This window comes from Bartonella sp. ML69XJBT, assembly GCF_028618515.1.
Taxonomy (GTDB): domain Bacteria; phylum Pseudomonadota; class Alphaproteobacteria; order Rhizobiales; family Rhizobiaceae; genus Bartonella.
Genome location: NZ_JAQITB010000011.1, coordinates 25,166 through 44,360, shown reverse-complemented (window position 1 = coordinate 44,360; position 19,195 = coordinate 25,166). Strand labels below are relative to the sequence as shown.

Genomic DNA, 19,195 nt, shown 5'->3' with positions numbered 1-19,195 from the left:
TAAATTTTTCTATTTTTATTTGTTCAAGTTTTTAACTATAAGATCGTTTATTTCTCATTTTTTAAGCAAATATTCCACTCTTTGATTAAATTGACTCCAAGCTTGGCAAAGAGGATATTTAATAAGGGTGGTTTTTGCTTTTAGTATTTTTTGCTGTATTTTGCAGGTGTTGATATGAATAGCGTTAAGAACATACGATCAACTTTCTTAGATTATTTTCGTCTTCATGGGCATGAGGTTCTTTCTTCTAGCCCACTTGTTCCACGGAATGATCCCACACTTATGTTTACAAATGCAGGAATGGTACAGTTTAAGAATGTTTTTACTGGACTTGAACAGCGTTCTTATAAAAAAGCAGCAACGGCGCAAAAATGTGTTCGTGCGGGTGGAAAGCATAATGATCTTGATAATGTTGGCTATACAGCACGCCATCATACATTTTTTGAGATGCTGGGCAATTTTTCTTTTGGTGATTATTTCAAAGAAGAGGCCATTTTTTTATCATGGAATCTTTTAACAAAAGAATTTTGTCTTCCCAAAGATAAATTGTTGGTGACGGTTTATCAGAGTGATGATGTTGCGGCACAGTTATGGCGTAAAATCTCCGGTCTTCCAGACAAAAAAATTATCCGTATTGCAACGGCAGATAATTTTTGGTCGATGGGCGAAACTGGTCCCTGTGGTCCTTGTTCAGAGATTTTTTATGATCATGGTGATGAAATTTGGGGAGGTCCTCCTGGAAGTGCGAATGAAGAGGGGGATCGCTTTATTGAAATTTGGAATCTGGTCTTTATGCAATATGAACAGCTTGACAAGGAACAGCGTATTGAATTGCCTCATCCTTCTATTGATACAGGTATGGGATTAGAACGTATCGCTGCTGTTTTACAGGGGGTGCATGATAATTATGATATTGATCTTTTTCGTGCGTTGATTACTGCATCAGTGGAAATTACAGGAGTTGAGGCAACTGCTGATTTTATGGTGAGCCACCGTGTTATTGCGGATCATCTGCGTTCAACGGCATTTTTGATTGCCGATGGTGTTCTTCCTTCCAATGAGGGAAGGGGATATGTTTTACGGCGTATTATGCGTCGTGCTATGCGTCATGCGCATCTTCTTGGTGCTAAAGAGCCCTTAATGTGGCGTCTTTTGCCTGCTTTAATTCGTGAAATGGGACAAGCTTATCCTGAGTTGGTGCGCGCTGAATCTTTGATTTCGGAAATTTTGAAATTAGAGGAAATGCGCTTTCGCAAGACTCTTGAACGAGGACTTGGGTTGTTAAATGAAGCAAGTACTCATCTTAAAGAAGGGGATGATTTAAATGGTGAAGTTGCTTTCAAACTTTATGATACCTATGGTTTTCCACTAGATTTGACGCAAGATGTTCTTCGGCGTCGTGGAATATCTGTTGATGTTGATACCTTTGATAAAGCGATGGAACGCCAGAAAGAGGAAGCGCGTGCCAATTGGTCTGGTTCTGGTGAAGCTCAAACAGAGGCAATTTGGTTTTCTGTTCGTGATCAGGTAGGAGCGACAGAATTTTTGGGTTATGAAACAGAAAAAGCCAAAGGTATTGTTACAGCTCTTGTGCGTGATAGTAAGATTGTTGATGATATTTCTTCAGGACAGAAGGCTATTCTTGTTGTGAATCAGACACCTTTTTATGGTGAATCTGGTGGGCAGATCGGTGATAGTGGTATCATTGCTGGTGAGAACTTTGTTTTTGAAGTGCATGATACACAGAAAAAGGCTGATGGGGTTGTTATCCATATTGGAGAGGTTCAAACTGGTCAGGCGGTGCTGTCTGATTGTGTAGATTTAACCGTTGATGGTGTTCGGCGTAAGAAAATCCGCGCTAACCATTCTGCTACTCATTTATTGCACGAAGCTTTACGTCAAGTATTGGGATCTCATGTGACCCAGAAGGGCTCTCTTGTCTCGCCGGAGCGGTTGCGTTTTGATTTTTCTCATCCAAAATCTGTTTCTGCAGAAGAATTGAAAAAAATAGAAGATTTAGCAAATGACATTGTTTTGCAAAATAGCGAGGTAACAACCCGCCTCATGCTGATGGATGATGCAATTTCTGAAGGAGCAATGGCACTGTTTGGTGAGAAATATAGTGATGAAGTGCGTGTTGTTGCTATGGGAAACCAGTTGGAGCAGGAAGAATTTAAAAAGAATTGGTCCATTGAACTTTGTGGAGGGACACATGTGGAGAGAACGGGGGATATTGGTGTAATTCATATTGTTTCTGAGAGTTCTGTAGCATCCGGAGTACGTCGTATTGAAGCTTTGACAGGTACGGCAGCGCGTCTTTATTTGAATCGTCAAGATGCGCGTCTTCATGAAATAGCTGATCTTTTAAAAACTTCTGCTACGGGTGTGGAAGAGCGGATTCAAATCTTGCTTGAAGATCGACGTAAACTTGAAAAAGAGTTGAATGATGTGCGCAAAAAAATGCTTTTGAATGATGGGAAGATACAAGGTAGTCAAGAAGATATTACCGTCATCAATGGTATTTCTTTTATGGGACGTGTTATGAATAATATTTCACCACGGGATCTTAAGGCGCTCGTCGATGCTGGTAAAAAACAGATTGGATCAGGGGTTGTTGCTTTTATTGCTGTTTCAGAGGATGGCAAGGGAAGTGCTGTTGTTGGCGTTACGGATGACTTGACGGATAAGTTGAATGCTGTTGATTTGGTGCGTGTTCTTTCAGTTGTTCTTGGTGGTAAAGGTGGTGGTGGACGTCCTGATATGGCGCAAGCTGGCGGTTCTGAGGGAAGCAAGGCTGATGAGGCACTTGCGGCATTAAAAGCTGCGTTGGAAGCATAACTTCTTCTCTGTGTTGTTTTGTGTTGCAATCTCTGAAACGGGTAAACAGCCTAGTTTTGGCAGAATGTGTAGTTTTAAAGGTGCAAACCAGTTCCCATCTTTACCATCATTTTTTAATTCAGCTTTACGGCTTTCAAAAGCATCTAGTGCAATATCATTTTAATAATGAAGATTACGCATTGCCTCACGCTTTTGTTTATTGCGTTCTTTAATGGGGTCACGCCCTTCACGTAAAACAGAGCGCCACCCAGTTGCCAATTCACGAGCTTGTTTTAAAAAAACATCTCGCAACGCTCCAAAGCCCATTTCACGGCGCCGACCATGAATGGTATAACGATAAAGTCATTGAGCACCACCATTATATTTGCCAGCTCCCAATGTTGCGACAGCCCTTGCATTAAAGCGATTCATAAGAAGCATTTTTAGTCCTTTCTTATATAGTTTTTACCCACACGCCAGCCCCGCTTGTGGTGTGCAAGCAGATGATTTTGATTGATGCAACATAAACAGATTTGAAATGAGAGAATCTTATGTTATTTGGGGTTCTCATTCAATATGAATAATGCTAAATTATTATTATAAATCAATATCTTGCAATCTGTTAGGAGAATTTTGTGTTTTAGATACTCTTCTTCTTTAAAGTCAGAGAGGTTATTTTATGATGCTATGGCTTCGTGTAAGGGAAATGGGTTTTCATTCTTTTCTTCTGTTTCTGGTTGATTGATTGACAAACCACTGGCTTTTAAGAGTTTATAGAAGCGGTCGCCTTTATCAATCAATTCTTGAAAACTTCCTTTTTCAATTAAATGCCCTTGTTCTAGAAAAAGCACAACATCCGCATTGCGTATTGTTGAAAGACGGTGAGCTATAATAAAAGTGGTGCGATTGTGGCTTATGCAATCAAGAGCATCCTTTACGCGCGCTTCCGTTTCAACATCAAGAGCACTGGTTGCTTCGTCTAGTATGAGAATAGGAGCATTTTTTAAAACAGCGCGTGCGATTGCTAATCGTTGTTTTTCTCCACCTGACAATTGAGAACCTTGCTCTCCAACTATTGTATTATAACAATCCGCTTTTTTGAGAATAAAATCATGAGCAGCGGCTATTTTTGCTGCTTCATAAAGTTCCTCATCTGTTGCAGTTTCTTTTCCTATCGAGATGTTGTCGTGAATAGTACGGTTGAAAAGACCGGCATCTTGAAATACTGTTGCTAGAGATTTTCGTAAGGATTCACGATTAATAGAGCGTATATTTATTCCATCAATGGAGATATGCCCAAATGTAGGCTCATATATCCGTTGCAAGAGATTCATTAATGTTGTCTTACCAGCACCTGTTGGTCCTACAATTGCAACGGTTTGTCCTTTTTTAATTTTAAAAGAAATATTAAAAACACCTTGAGAAGAGTTGGGGAATTTATAGGTTACCTGATGAAATTGTATCGCACCCTTAACATTTTGCAGAGAGGGTAAATTTTCAGGCTCTTTGCTGTGAAAGGTTGAGTCTTCCATTGCAAAAAATTCCTGTAGTTTTGCTTGTGAGGATACGGTTAAATTAATAAAACCGCTCATTTGATCAAGACGGCTAATCATTAATTGTGCGAATCCGACAAAAGCAACAACTTCACCTACACGTAATTGACCTGTTGTGACAAACAAAGCTCCAAGTAAAAGGACACAAACTATTGAAATGGTTGAAGCCATTCGATTTAAGCCACTGGCAAGAGCCCACCAATTGAGAACAGGATTTTGTGCTTTAAGCAGATCGCTTGTATGCTGATGCAATATGGAAGCTTCTTCCTTTATTCGGTTATAGCTTTGTACAATGGAAACGTTAGAGATTGAATCCGTGACATGTTTAAAAAGGTTATGATGATAACGCTCGACAGCGGTTTGCCCATCTTTTGTTTTTCGCATCACTAAACGTGCAATCAATACATAAATGATAGCAAGCACAACCAAGACTGTTGAGAGACGCCAATTCATGTTAAAAGCTATCGGAATAAGAACGAATAATGCAACAAGAGTTGAGAGATGTTGACGCATAAAATCAAGCCATATGGTTGACATAGAGTCTACAGCACGCAAGAGCGTATGAAGAGCATTAGAGGTTCCACGTTGCTGATGCCAGATTAGAGGCATAGCGATAATACGTTCGAAAGATTCTGTTAAAACAGCTAAGCGGCGTCTATGTATTAAGCGATCCGCACTTCGTGCAACAAGCACATAAGCGATAATATGAAAAAGACCAAAGCATACCCAAATTGTAAGGGTAACAATAATATCTGTTTTTTCTGTAATAGCGTCAATGACTCGTCCAAATAAAATAGGTTCTGCAATGGTGATAAGAGCCAACATAACATTAGCACTACAGATTAAAAGAAATGAATTTTTTTCTCTGTTTAGATAAGTGAGGACACGCACATAGGTTTTGAATAATGACATAGGTGATGATCTCCACTAGCTATCGCAAGCATAAAGCTTATCGATTCTTATAATCGCTAGATCTTGAGCTAATAAAATTTGCACGTGAAGAAAAGGCAATTTTAGATACTTATTGTAATATGGTGTGATAAAGTAGGCTTTATGGGTATCAATTTTTGCGTTTATACAAGGCAAGGCGTAGAACAGGCCAATAAAATTATTGGGCAAAATTATTTGGTAAGGGAACTTTCATGGCAGGCATAGAAATAAAAAAGGTTGAAGCAGATGAAAACGGAATGCGCTTGGATCGTTGGTTTAAGGTGCATTATCCAGGACTTGGATTTGGGCATTTACAAAAATTGTTGCGTTCTGGCCAAATACGCATTGATGGTGGGCGTGTGAAAACCGATACGCGCCTTCTCATGGGACAATCTGTTCGTGTGCCGCCTTTGCCTGTTGATAACAAGGAAAGCCTTTCTGTAACGGATAAAACAATTCGGGGACAGGATGATAGAGCTGTTTTGAAGAAAATGTTGCTTTATGAAGATCCAAAGATTTTTGTTTTTAACAAACCTGCTGGTCTAGCCGTACAGGGTGGTTCTGGTTTGACACGTCATGTGGATAGTATGCTTGAGGTATGGCGCAATAAAAAAGGTGAAAAACCGCGGTTGGTTCATCGTCTTGATCGTGAGACGTCAGGTGTGCTTATTGTTGCACGGTCAAGAGGGGCAGCTCAGGCTTTAACGGCTGCTTTTCGAACACGTGAAACGAAAAAAACTTATTGGGCATTGGTTCGCGGTGTGCCTAAAAAAAAGCAAGATAAAATTTCAACATGGATGGTTAAGGATAATGCTTCTCAAGGGGATAAAATGCGCGTTTGTGAACATGGGGAACCAGACTCTTATCACGCGGTTTCCTATTATCGTGTTTTAGATACGCGAGGGCGTACTCTTTCATGGCTTGAAATGGAACCTTATACGGGGAGAACACATCAGTTGCGTGTCCATGCTGCTCATATGGATCATCCTATTATAGGTGATGCAAAATATTTTTTTTCCGATAGTAATTGGGAGTTACCAGGGGGAATACAAAATCGCCTTCATCTTCATGCACGCCGGATTCGCCTTCCTCATCCTTCAGGGGGGATATTAGATATCGTAGCACCCTTACCACCTCATATGGTACAAAGTTTTAATCTTTTGGCTTTTAATGAGAATGATGGTGATATAGAATAGGTAAAATGAAAGAAGAGTTTTTGTTGTTTGTTTTTTTTGAGTTGTGCAGTTTTTTGCAGATTTGATATGACCTCTTTTACTTATTCTGAAGAAAATTCTTGAGAAGCAATCATTATGAAATAATTGGTTTTTAGTACTGAATTTGTCAATATTATTTACAGATTTTTGCCTACAGTTTTGCTTATGTTATCCTATTGTGCCGTAAAATATCGTCGTTTAGGGCGGTGATATAAGGCAAGGAAAACTTTACGTAAGGGGGATATGAGTTGGATATGTGAGACGAATGGATAAGGGCTGCTGTTAAGCAAGAGGATGAAAAGTAAAACGCACTGCTCTCTATTTGCGACAATGCGCGTTTTTCTGCTTTAAAGTTTTGTGAGAAGCATTTTAAAAAGCTGTAATGTAGATACCACTCTTATAAGTGAATAAATTGCAAGGTGATGAATGCGTTTTTACTGGCAAATTCAGCGCGTTTAAGCTTTTAAATCAAGATAAATTCTTTTTGAAAATGGTTCTAACAGTTGCGGCTGAAAGTGATAAGACACCATCGTTATCTTGTTTATAAAAGAGACATGAAATATAGTTTTTAATCAGATTAGTGTTGGTAAGATTTTTCCTTCTTTAGAGAGAGGAGGGAGGTAGCCTCAAACCTTCATCAAGGGAATCTTGAAAAAACAGTTGATTTTTTGAAAATATCAGAGGTGAAACAATATGCGCGAAATTTTGAATCATTTTGATAGACCATTGAATGAAAATAATTCTGTTCCGAAAATTCAAAATCTTTTATGCCAATCACTACCAAAACGATTTTATAGGGAAGTAAAGGTTTCTTGTGAGGAGGGAGGGTTTTCTCTGTTGTTGGATGGACGTCCAGTTAAAACACCGGCAAAGCGCCATTTCCTTGTACCAACAGAAGTGTTTGCCACATTTGTGGCGAAGGAGTTTGAAAACCAAAAGAAAGTTATTAATCCAGCTCAAATGCCGATGACGCGTCTTGTGAATACTGTGATTGATGGCATTGCTGATGATATGCAGGTTGTTTTTGAAGATTTCTTACGTTTTGTTGCATGTGATATGATCTTTTATCGTGCACAAACACCAAAAGAACTCGTACAGCGGCAATGTGAACAGTGGGATCCTTTATTAGATTGGGCCGAAGAAAAACTTGGTGCCCGTTTTTATATAACAGAAGGGCTTATGCATGTGGAACAATCACGCGAAGCTGTTCAAGCGGTAAGTAATTATCTGCGTAAAGTTGAATCTCCTTATATGCTTGCTGCACTGCATATGATGACAACTTTAACAGGGTCAGCACTTATTGCTCTTGTTGTTGCGGAGAGGAAAATGGATGCAGATCATGCTTGGAATATCGCCCATTTAGATGAAGATTGGATGATAGAACAATGGGGGGCTGATGAAGAAGCAATGATGCGCCGCGCTCATAAAAAAATTGAATTTGATGCTGCTGCTACGGTCATCACAACTTGTTTATAAAGAAAAATTTTAATTATACCTCCTTTGTTTTTTCATCATAGTATTTTTGTGATTTTCTGAGGATTGACTTTTATTTTTTCAAGACCAGGAAATGCTTCACTGGTGATGTTTAAGATTGCTTCATCATTCCCACGGATAAAATACCACTTGTCATTATCAAAAATGGCAATAAGCTCGGTTTGAATAGAGCATTTTTTTCCAGTATTTGTTATGGTGACAAATTCTACCGGTATAACAAAATAAGGAATACCATTATCAAGTTTGCCTTCACGTTTTTGTTTTTGGTCAATGTGGATACTTTCGATTTTATAATTTTCTGCCAACCGTTCTATTTGGCTTTTCATGATTTGTTGGAATTGTGATTTACTGAATTTTTTCTTAGCAGTGAAGCTGTCGATAATCTGGGGGGGAATAGCGTTTAAGATAGTATTTGCATCGGCATTTTGAATTGCTTTGCTGTAGGCAAATGCTGCTTGTTCAAGGTCTATAAGTTTTTGATTTGTAATTGTAAAAGATTGAGTTGTCGATATCGTAAAGGCAATGCATAAAAGAATGAGAAATAAAGAACGAATTCGTAGCATTAGAAACCTTATTAATTGATTTGAATGGATTCCATTAAATTATAAAGGAAAAGCATATTGGCAAAAAGCCACTTGTGCTTTGTAATGAGAAGAATATCCACAAAAATGGAGATTTTAATCTCCATTTTAAAATTAAAAGGAATGACTGATTATGCTTTAAACAGAATAGTACATATCAAACTCAACAGGATGGGGCGTTGTTTCATAACGTAAAACTTCTTGCATTTTTATTTGAATAAAAGAATTAATTTGATCATCATCAAAAACGTCTCCAGCTTTAAGAAAGTTACGATCTTTATCAAGTGCTTCAAGTGCTTCGCGTAGACTTGCTGAGACTGTAGGGATTTCTTTCAGTTCTTTTAAAGGAAGATCATAAAGATCTTTATCCATAGCCTGCCCAGGATGAATTTTATTTTTTATGCCATCAAGACCAGCCATTAAAAGTGCAGAAAAGGCTAAATAAGGATTTGCTGCGGGATCTGGGAAACGTATTTCTACGCGTTTTGAATTTGGTGAACGACTCATTGGAATACGGCAAGATGCAGAACGATTGCGTGCGGAATAAGCAAGAAGGACAGGCGCTTCATAACCAGGCACTAGACGCTTATAAGAGTTTGTCGAGGGATTGGTGAAGGCGTTTATTGCTTTTGCGTGCTTAATGATACCACCGATAAAGAACAAGCAAGTTTCTGATAATCCAGCATAATCATTACCAGCAAAGATTGGTTTGCTATCTTTCCAAATGGACATGTGAACATGCATGCCTGAGCCATTGTCACCAAACACTGGTTTTGGCATAAAAGTTGCTGTTTTTCCGTAGCTATTGGCTATTTGGTGCACGACATATTTAAAAATTTGCATCTTGTCAGCTTCGCGAACGAGCGTATCAAAGCGAATACCCAATTCATGCTGTCCGGCTGCTACTTCATGATGATGTTTCTCTACACGGACTCCCATATCTTTGAGTGCCGTGAGCATTTCAGAGCGCATATCTTGGCAGGAATCAATCGGGGGAACGGGAAGATAACCACCCTTCATTCGTGGGCGATGACCAAGATTGCCCGTTTCATATTCTGTATCATCATTGGATGGTAGTTCACTTGAATCGAGTTGAAACCCTGTATTATAAGGGGTCGTTTTATAGCGTACATCATCAAAGATAAAAAATTCTGCTTCTGGACCTATATTGATTGTATCACCTATGCCTAAAGATTTCATATAAGCTTCAGCTCTTTTGGCGATAGAACGAGGATCTCTACGATAAAATTCTTCCGAAACAGGATCGAGTACGTCACAGAATATGGCTAAAGTTGATTGCGCAAAAAAAGGATCAATATGTGCTGTTTCTGGGTCTGGTATCAAAATCATGTCAGATTCATTAATTGTTTTCCACCCAGCGATTGAAGAACCATCAAACATAACGCCATCGCTAAATGCACCTTCATTGATTTCTGAAATATCCATTGTGACATGATGTAATTTTCCTTGCGGATCAGTAAAACGTAAATCGACAAAACGGATCTCGTTGTCTGCAATCTGTTTGATAATATCTGAAGCGGTTGTCATATTGAAATTCCTTATATGAGATTGAGATGGATAAAAGTTTTGTCATTATTTGTCAAAGGGCATCTATACTAGAATCGCTAGTGCCTATATGAACGGCATCATCAATGGAAAAAAACAATATTTTTCCATCTCCTCTATGTTTTGTTGGGGCTGCTTTACGTATTGTATTAACGGTTTGTTTCAGCTTTTCATTGGCAACAACAATTCCAATCTTTATTTTAGGTAGAAAATCAACAACAGATTCAGCATTGTGGTAGAGCTCTGTATGTTCTTTTTTTTTCATGCTGAAATTATCTCCAACTTTATTTGGTCTTTATTAAACTGCTTCACATGTTGCATTGACAACTATCAGATGTCCAACAGATAGCTTGTACATAATTTGTACACAATTTGCACATAAAAAGTTGCAAATTATATTGCTTAAGATGTTTTTTAGAGAGCGTTTTACTTGTAGCATAAAGTTGAAGTGCTCTTATCTTTTCTAAGAAAATATATTTCCAAGGTTTATAAAGAATAAAAACAATATAATGAAAAGATATACCTTTCTTCGTTGTAGTACATTTTTATCTTATAATAGATAACCGCTTCAAGGGTTGGCATTCTATAAAGGTCGGCGTAGCAAGATTTCTTTCAGAAATTTTCCCGTATAGGAAGCAGGAACATGAATAATATCTTCAGGACGTCCAACGGCAACGATTTCACCTCCACGATCTCCACCTTCTGGTCCTAGATCTATAATCCAGTCAGCTGTTTTTATAACTTCAAGATTATGTTCAATGACGAGAACTGTATTGCCTTGCTCGACGAGTTCATGTAGCACTTCAAGGAGCTTAGAAATATCATGGAAATGTAGACCTGTTGTTGGTTCATCCAAAATGTAGAGTGTACGTCCTGTTGTTTTGCGTGAAAGTTCTTTAGCAAGTTTTACACGTTGGGCTTCACCACCTGAAAGCGTTGTGGCTTGTTGCCCCACTTTTATATAACCAAGACCTACTTTAATGAGTGTTTTTAGTTTATTATGAATACTAGGAACAGCCTGAAAAAATTCCTCAGCTTTTTCGATTGTCATATCCAAAATATCAGCGATAGACTGCCCTTTAAATTTTACTTCTAGCGTTTCTCTATTATAGCGTTTTCCTTTGCAAACATCGCAAGTAACATAAACATCAGGTAAAAAATGCATTTCAATTTTGATAACACCATCGCCTTGACATGCTTCACAGCGTCCTCCCTTAACATTGAATGAAAAACGTCCTGCTTGATAACCGCGCGCTTTTGATTCTGGAAGTTCGGCAAACCACTCACGAATCGGGGTAAATGCACCCGTATAGGTTGCAGGATTAGAGCGTGGAGTACGCCCAATAGGTGATTGGTTGATATCAATAACCTTATCGAGAAATTCTAAGCCCTCAATTTTGTCATAGATTGCGGGGCTTTGATGAGAGCCCATGATCTGATGCGATGCTGCTTTGAAAAGCGTTTCAATGAGAAATGTTGATTTCCCTCCACCTGAAACACCCGTTATGCATGTGAAGGTGCCAAGAGGGATATCCGTGCTGATATTTTTAAGATTATTTCCACGTGCTCCAATGATTTTAAGTGTTTTTGATTTTGATATTTTGCGTCGTTTGGTAGGGATTCTAACAGCCATTTTCCCTGAAAGATATTGCCCTGTCAGAGAGGATGGATTTTCTATAATTTCTTGCGGTGTACCTTGTGCTATGATTTCTCCACCATGAACACCAGCAGCAGGGCCCATATCAACCACATGGTCTGCTGTGCGAATGGCATCTTCATCATGTTCCACAACAATAACTGTATTGCCAAGATCACGCAGATGGTGCAGCATTGTCAAAAGGCGTTCATTATCGCGTTGGTGTAAACCGATGGATGGTTCATCTAAAATATAAAGAACCCCTGTAAGACCAGAGCCAATCTGGGAAGCTAACCGAATTCGTTGGCTTTCTCCTCCTGAAAGGGTACCAGAACTTCGAGAGAGGGTGAGATATTCAAGCCCTACATGGTTTAAAAAAGCGAGTCGTTCACGAATTTCTTTTAAAATACGGATTGCAATACTTCGTTGTTTTTCAGTGAGGTATTGGTGGATATTGGAAAACCAATCATCCGCTTTTAGGATCGAAAGTTCTGATATTTGCCCAATATGCATGCCGTGGATTTTGACAGCTAGCGCTTCTGGTTTCAAGCGGTAACCATGACAAGCTGGGCAGGGGGAAGAAGACATATAACGCTCGATTTCTTCACGTGAAAACGCTGAATCGGTTTCTTTCCAGCGCCGCTCCATATTGGGGATGATTCCTTCAAAATATTGAGTCATTTTATGCGAGCTTGAATTATTGCTATAAATAAAGGAGATTTCTTTGCCTTTTGTACCATAAAGGATAGCTTGTTGTGCTTCATCTGAGAGGACACACCATTTGTCGGTAAGTTTAAATCCATAAACTTTTCCTAATGCTTCTAAGGTTTGGTTGTAGTATAGTGAAGATGATTTCGACCAAGGAGCAATTGCTCCATTCTTTAAGGTAAGATTTTTGTTTGGTACAATTTTTTGGGGATCCATTGCCTTTTTAATGCCAAGTCCGTCACAAAGAGGGCAAGCGCCAAAAGGATTATTGAATGAAAAAAGACGTGGCTCAATTTCAGGAATAGAAAATCCAGAGATTGGGCAAGAAAATTTTTCTGAAAAAATAAGTCGTTTGTGTGTTTCATTTTTTGACTTATGTGCCGATTCCTTTGAGGTTTCTTTTTGTGCTAAAGGTTGGTCTGCCATTTCAGCAACGGCAATGCCATTTGCTAGCTTTAAACAGGTTTCAATACTATCTGCTAAGCGAGAGGCAATGTCATTGTTTACAACAATACGATCTACCACCACATCTATGTCATGTTTATACTTTTTATCAAGAGGAGGAATATCAGGAATTTCATAGAATTTTCCGTCAACTTTAGCACGTTGAAAGCCTTTTTTTAAAAGCTCGGCTAGCTCTCTTTTGTATTCTCCTTTTCGTCCTCGTACTAAAGGGGCCATAATAAAAATTCGTGTCCCTTCTGGTAAGTCCATAATTTGATCAATCATTTGGCTTACCGTCTGGCTTTCAATAGGAAGTCCTGTCGCTGGTGAATGAGGAATACCAATGCGTGCAAAGAGAAGTCGCATATAGTCATAGATTTCAGTGACAGTTCCAACCGTTGAACGAGGGTTACGGCTGGTTGTTTTTTGTTCAATAGAGATGGCGGGAGAAAGACCATCTATGCGATCAACATCGGGTTTTTGCATCACTTCGAGAAATTGGCGGGCGTAAGCTGAAAGGCTTTCAACATAACGGCGTTGACCTTCGGCGTAAATTGTATCAAAAGCTAAAGATGATTTGCCTGATCCAGAAAGTCCTGTGATAACGATGAGTTTATCACGAGGAAGGTCGAGATCAATATTTTTAAGATTATGTTCACGTGCGCCGCGAATGGAGATGTATTTTTGGTGAACCATATTCTGTCCTTGGCATATATAACAAAAATCGAGCATCACAACTAGGATAAAATTGTTTTTTAGAATTACAACGCGTTCAATTGCTCTAAAGGGGATAAAGAATGTAACTTCTGTGGAAAGAAAAACCTAGAAAACAGCTTTTTATTCTGTGGTGATCGAATAAAACTATGCGTTGTTATCATCTTTTGTTATAATTACACGATACGATATTTTAGAAAGGGTAACAAAATCCACATTGAAGGTCAATTGCAGATATGCAGATGACAAGGTCAAGATGGTAATGACCGCTCTATAAAAAAGATTATTTGCAAATTAAAATTTTGGAGTTTATGCGATGGCTGGTAGCCTTAATAAAGTTATTTTGATTGGTAATCTTGGTGCAGATCCTGAAATCCGCCGTTTGACCTCTGGTGATCAAGTAGCAAATTTACGGATTGCTACGTCAGAGAGTTGGCGTGATCGTAATACAAATGAACGAAAAGAGCGAACCGAGTGGCATAATATCGTTATTTTTAACGAAAATCTTATCAAAGTTGTAGAGCAATATTTAAAAAAAGGCAGCAAAATTTACATTGAAGGTCAGTTGCAAACACGAAAGTGGCAAGATCAAAATGGGAATGACCGTTATACAACAGAGATCGTTTTGCAAAAATACCGTGGTGAATTGCAAATGCTTGATGGACGTGGGAGCTCTGGTGGGGAGCAAATGCAAGGGGCAAATCAAGCGAGTTACGGCAGTGGTGGTTTTGCTGATAGTAGTTCAAATCAGAAAAATGCTTTTGGTCATCACAACAACCAACCAGAAGAAAGTTTTTCACATAAATTAGACGATGATGTACCTTTTTAATCATTGTTAGAATGCGGTATTATTATTGTTTTTTGTTGTTTGTTTTAAGATTGTTAAAGTCTGGGGAGATTTAAGTCTTGTGTATTTTATCTATGATTTTAAATACAAATAAATAACATGTTGAAAATTATTGTTAAATTTCCTTTCTCTCAAGAGAGAGAAATTAGCATTTTTTTGCATTTTTCGATATAAACAAAGTGAAATGATTCTTTTTTGAAAGTCTTGAAGCTGTGAGCGATCTTACTCCATACCCAGAATGTGATGTGCTGAATGGTATTGAACCAATCAGTATTATTGATGAAATGCAACGCTCTTATCTTGATTATGCGATGAGTGTGATTGTTTCGCGTGCACTTCCGGATGTACGTGACGGTCTCAAACCTGTTCATCGGCGTATTCTTCATGCCATGAATGAAATGGGACTTTCTTTTAATAAGCCTTATCGTAAGTCTGCAGGGGTTGTTGGTGAGGTTATGGGGAAGTTCCATCCCCATGGTGATGCTTCAATTTATGATGCTTTGGTGCGTATGGCACAGGACTTCTCTTTGAGAAATCCCTTGATTGATGGTCAAGGAAATTTTGGTTCTGTTGATGGTGATCCGCCGGCAGCAATGCGTTATACAGAATGTCGCTTAGAAAAAGTTTCACAAGAGCTATTAGCAGATATTGATAAAGAAACGGTTGATTTTCAGGATAATTATGATGGGCGAGAACGTGAACCGATCGTTTTACCAGCACGTTTCCCTAATCTTTTGGTTAACGGATCAGGTGGTATTGCGGTGGGAATGGCAACCAATATTCCTCCCCATAATCTTGGTGAAGTCGTGGATGGTTGTATCGCTTTGATTGATGATCCCAGTATCACACTTGATAAAATTATTGAAATTATTCCAGGTCCTGATTTTCCTACTGGTGGTATTATTCTTGGCCATTCTGGTGTTCGTGCGGCTTATGAAACAGGACGTGGTTCCATTATTATGCGCGCTAAAGTTGATATCGAAGAAATTCGCAGTGGTCGGCAGGCAATTATTGTGAGTGAAATTCCTTATCAAGTTAATAAAGCAACGATGATTGAGAAAATGGCTGAATTGGTGCGTGATAAACGCATCGAAGGAATTGCTGATTTGCGTGATGAATCTGACCGTGATGGATATCGCGTTGTTATTGAACTCAAAAAAGATGCTGTTGCAGAAATTGTTTTGAATCAATTGTATCGTTATACGCCACTGCAAACTTCTTTTGGTTGTAATATGGTGGCATTAAACGGGGGAAAACCTGAACAGATGACGTTGCTTGATATGCTGCGTGCATTTGTTTCTTTTCGTGAAGAGGTTGTCAGCCGGCGGACAAAATATCTTTTGCGTAAAGCACGCGAGCGGGCCCATGTTTTGGTTGGTCTTGCTCTTGCTGTTGCCAATATTGATGAAATTATAGCGCTTATTCGTAAAGCTCCTGATCCACAGACAGCGCGTGCGCAATTAATGGAACGACGCTGGCCGGCTGCTGATGTCGCGCCTTTGATTAAACTTATTGACGATCCCCGTCATATTATCCATGGGGACAATACTTATAATCTTTCTGAAGAGCAGTCGCGCGCTATTTTAGAATTGCGTTTGCAAAGATTGACAGCACTGGGGCGGGATGAAATTGCTGATGAATTAAATAAGATCGAAGTGGATATTGCTGATTACTTAGGTATTTTGGCATCGCGTTCACGCATCATGGGCATTGTGAAAGATGAATTGAATGCTCTTCGTGAAGAATTCGCTACGCCTCGACGTACTGTGTTTGGTTTTGGTAGCGCTGAGATGGAGAGCGAAGATCTGATCGCGCCAGAGGATATGGTGGTTACTGTGAGCCATAGTGGTTATATTAAGCGCGTTCCTCTCAATACATACCGTGCGCAACGCCGTGGTGGAAAGGGGCGTTCTGGTATGTCTACAAAGGATGAGGATTTTGTTACACGATTATTTGTGGCGAATACACATACACCGGTTCTTTTCTTTTCATCACGTGGGATTGTTTATAAAGAAAAAGTTTGGCGTTTGCCACTTGGTACGCCGCAGTCGCGCGGACGGGCTTTGATTAATCTGCTTCCCTTACAGCAAGGTGAGCGCATCACAACGATTATGCCCTTACCAGGAGATGAGTCGCATTGGAGTGAATTGGATGTTATGTTCGCAACGACGCGTGGAACGGTGCGCCGTAATAAATTATCAGATTTTGTTCAGGTGAATCGTAATGGCAAAATTGCCATGAAACTTGATGAAGAAGGAGATGAAATTCTTTCTGTTGAAACTTGTACGGAACATGATGATGTCGTGCTTATAACGGCTAATGGACAGTGTATTCGTTTTCCTGTCGTTGAGGTTCGTGTTTTTGCAGGGCGTAATTCAGTTGGAGTGCGTGGTATTAATTTAGCTAATGGTGATAAAGTCATTTCGATGACACTCTTAGAACATGTTGAAGCCACATCGGTTGAGCGTTCTGCTTACATCAAACGTATGATTAATGAGCGCCGTGCTGTGGGGGCTGAAGCCGAGACGGATGATATTGTCACTTTTGATGAAGAAGAGGGAGGGGCAGAAACAGAGTTGACAGAGGAACGCTATGCAGAGCTTCATGCACGCGAACAGATGCTTTTAACAGTAAGTGAGTTTGGTTATGGGAAACGATCTTCCTCCTATGAATTCCGTATTTCGGGACGTGGCGGGAAAGGAATTCGTGCAACGGATCCATCTAAAACGGCTGAAATTGGCAAATTAGTGGCGGCTTTTCCGGTAAATGCGCAAGATCAAATTATGTTGGTATCAGATGGAGGGCAGCTTATTCGTGTTCCTGTTGAGGGTATTCGTATAGCGGGGCGTTCGACTAAGGGCGTGACGATTTTCAATACAGCGGAAGGCGAAAAAGTTGTATCCGTTGAGCGTATTTCTGAAGCCGAGGATGATGATAACCAATTAGATGGTGAGGCAGGGGAACCTTCTAATACGGTTGATGTGAGCGAGAAGAAATAATTTTGAAAAGTGTAGAGTGAAATGGAGAAAATTGCTCTTTATGCGGGTTCCTTTGATCCTTTTACAAATGGTCATCTTGATATTTTACAAGGCAGTTTTGCTTTAGCTGATAAGGTCGTTGTGGCTATAGGGGTACAGGCTAAAAAAGAACCACTTTTTAGTTTTGAAGAGCGTGTTGCTTTAATTACTGGGGCAGGAAAAGAGTTGTTAGGTATAGGTCCTGAACGGTTGCAGGTTATTTCATTTGATACTCTTTTGATTGATAAGGCGCGTGAAATTGGTGCTTCCTTTCTTATTCGCGGGTTGCGTGATGGCGCTGATTTTGATTATGAAATGCAAATGGCGGGGATGAACAATATCATGGCTCCTGAATTGCAAACGGTTTTTTTGCCAGCGAGTGTTTCTGGGCGGGTAATAACTTCCACATTGGTACGTCAGATCGCTTCTATGGGAGGTGATGTAACGCCCTTTGTGCCTGCAAATATTGCGAGAGCTTTGTGCTTAAAATTTCAATTTTCAGGAGAGCATGATTATGTATCTTAGGTTTTTTGCTGTTTTGACATGTCTTTTTTGTTTTTTTTCATTAAGTGCTGTGGCAAATGATTCTAACGCCACTGATAACTCTAATGTGCTTGTTTTATCACTCAAAAATGGTGATGTGGTGATACGTCTTCGTCCTGATCTAGCGCCAAAGCATGTTGCACAAATCAAAAAATTAACAAAAGAAGGTGCTTACAACAATGTTGTCTTTCACCGTGTTATTCCAGACTTTATGGCACAGACTGGTGATGTAAAGTTTGGAAAAAAGGACAGTGTAGAATTTGATCTTAGGCGCGTTGGTATGGGAGGCTCACATTATCCTAATATACCGGCGGAGTTTTCAAAGCAGCCATTTAAGCGTGGTACTGTTGGTATGGCACGTTCACAAGATCAAAATTCTGCTAATTCTCAATTCTTCATTTGTTTTGCTGATGCTGCTTTTTTAAATGGTCAATATACGGTTATTGGAGAAGTCATAAAGGGAATGGATGTTGTTGATAAAATTAAAAAAGGGTCCACAAGTAATAATGGATCTGTAACAAATCCTGATGTTATTAATGCTGCTGTTTTGCAAGCTGAGAGATGAATTAAAGGAGACTAGCTCTATGGCCGAAATGAGAGATTTAGAAAATACCTTAATTCTTGAAACAACCAAGGGTAAGGTGACTATTGAACTTTTTGCTGATTTAGCTCCTAGTCATGTTGCACGTATTAAAGAGCTTGCGCGCGAAGGGGCTTATGATAACGTTATTTTTCACCGTGTTATCGATGGTTTTATGGCGCAAACTGGTGATGTGCAATTTGGCAAAAAGGACGGTGAAAAATTTAATTTATCACGTGCGGGTATGGGTGGTTCAGAGAAACCTAATTTAACAGCAGAGTTTTCGAAACTTTCTCATAAGCGTGGTACAGTTTCTATGGCACGCAGCCAGAATCCAAATTCTGCTAATTCACAGTTTTTTATTTGCTTTGCCGATGCTCCTTGGCTTGATCGTCAATATTCCATATGGGGACAGGTTATTGAGGGCATGGAGAATATTGATCAAATTAAGCGTGGTGAACCTGTTGTAGATCCTGATGCAATCATTAGAGCTATAATTGCTGCGGATATAGAATAGGATTATCCATTTCAGCTGTAAAAGCACTAAGTGA

General features: G+C 39.4%; 12 protein-coding genes and 2 pseudogenes. 8 read left to right on the top strand and 6 right to left on the bottom strand.

Annotation, left to right across the window (positions count from 1 at the left end; genetic code table 11):
- The first annotated feature begins 174 nt into the window (after positions 1 to 174).
- Complete coding sequence (gene alaS, locus PVV68_RS05160; protein WP_273720875.1) at positions 175 to 2,838, top strand: alanine--tRNA ligase; 2,664 nt, start codon at positions 175 to 177, stop codon at positions 2,836 to 2,838.
- Between the two features lie 27 nt (positions 2,839 to 2,865).
- Here alaS and PVV68_RS05155 read toward each other — a convergent pair.
- Positions 2,866 to 3,258, bottom strand: a pseudogene (locus PVV68_RS05155) (integrase arm-type DNA-binding domain-containing protein); the annotation flags it as partial.
- A 236-nt stretch (positions 3,259 to 3,494) separates the two neighbouring features.
- A complete protein-coding gene (locus PVV68_RS05150; protein WP_273720876.1) occupies positions 3,495 to 5,282 on the bottom strand; it encodes a glucan ABC transporter ATP-binding protein/ permease in 1,788 nt (595 codons plus the stop codon).
- A 230-nt stretch (positions 5,283 to 5,512) separates the two neighbouring features.
- On the opposite strand from PVV68_RS05150, the gene PVV68_RS05145 reads away from it, so the two are divergent.
- Positions 5,513 to 6,496 carry an RluA family pseudouridine synthase gene (locus tag PVV68_RS05145; RefSeq protein ID WP_273720877.1) on the top strand — a complete coding sequence of 328 codons (984 nt, stop codon included), beginning with the start codon at positions 5,513 to 5,515 and terminating at the stop codon, positions 6,494 to 6,496.
- A 711-nt stretch (positions 6,497 to 7,207) separates the two neighbouring features.
- Positions 7,208 to 7,990, top strand: a complete 783-nt coding sequence (locus PVV68_RS05140) for an ATP12 family chaperone protein (protein ID WP_273720878.1) — start codon at positions 7,208 to 7,210, stop codon at positions 7,988 to 7,990.
- Positions 7,991 to 8,025: 35 nt separating this feature from the next.
- On the opposite strand, the gene PVV68_RS05135 is transcribed toward PVV68_RS05140, so the two are convergent.
- The 4 genes and pseudogenes from PVV68_RS05135 to uvrA form a co-directional block, all read right to left on the bottom strand.
- Entirely contained in the window at positions 8,026 to 8,571 is a 546-nt protein-coding gene (locus PVV68_RS05135; protein ID WP_273720879.1) for a hypothetical protein, read from the bottom strand.
- A 156-nt stretch (positions 8,572 to 8,727) separates the two neighbouring features.
- A complete protein-coding gene (glnA, locus tag PVV68_RS05130) occupies positions 8,728 to 10,137 on the bottom strand; it encodes a type I glutamate--ammonia ligase (protein WP_273720880.1) in 1,410 nt (469 codons plus the stop codon).
- A 52-nt stretch (positions 10,138 to 10,189) separates the two neighbouring features.
- Positions 10,190 to 10,417 (bottom strand): annotated as a pseudogene (locus tag PVV68_RS05125) (P-II family nitrogen regulator); the annotation flags it as partial.
- 321 nt (positions 10,418 to 10,738) lie between these two features.
- Entirely contained in the window at positions 10,739 to 13,639 is a 2,901-nt protein-coding gene (gene uvrA, locus PVV68_RS05120) for an excinuclease ABC subunit UvrA (protein WP_273720881.1), read from the bottom strand.
- 334 nt (positions 13,640 to 13,973) lie between these two features.
- Here uvrA and ssb point away from each other — a divergent pair, with 334 nt between their 5' ends.
- From ssb to PVV68_RS05095, 5 genes are all read left to right on the top strand, one after another.
- On the top strand, positions 13,974 to 14,486 hold the full coding sequence (gene ssb, locus PVV68_RS05115; RefSeq protein WP_273720882.1) for a single-stranded DNA-binding protein: 513 nt from the start codon (positions 13,974 to 13,976) through the stop codon (positions 14,484 to 14,486).
- 230 nt (positions 14,487 to 14,716) lie between these two features.
- On the top strand, positions 14,717 to 17,503 hold the full coding sequence (gene gyrA, locus PVV68_RS05110; protein ID WP_273720883.1) for a DNA gyrase subunit A: 2,787 nt from the start codon (positions 14,717 to 14,719) through the stop codon (positions 17,501 to 17,503).
- A gap of 21 nt (positions 17,504 to 17,524) precedes the next feature.
- Positions 17,525 to 18,046: a pantetheine-phosphate adenylyltransferase gene (coaD, locus tag PVV68_RS05105; RefSeq protein WP_273720884.1), complete on the top strand. Its 522-nt coding sequence runs from the start codon at positions 17,525 to 17,527 to the stop codon at positions 18,044 to 18,046.
- Positions 18,036 to 18,629 carry a peptidylprolyl isomerase gene (locus PVV68_RS05100; RefSeq protein ID WP_273720885.1) on the top strand — a complete coding sequence of 198 codons (594 nt, stop codon included), beginning with the start codon at positions 18,036 to 18,038 and terminating at the stop codon, positions 18,627 to 18,629. The genes coaD and PVV68_RS05100 overlap by 11 nt, the downstream gene beginning before the upstream one ends.
- Before the next feature lie 19 nt (positions 18,630 to 18,648).
- Positions 18,649 to 19,161, top strand: coding sequence for a peptidylprolyl isomerase (locus PVV68_RS05095; protein WP_273720886.1), 513 nt, complete (start codon positions 18,649 to 18,651; stop codon positions 19,159 to 19,161).
- Positions 19,162 to 19,195 lie beyond the last annotated feature (34 nt).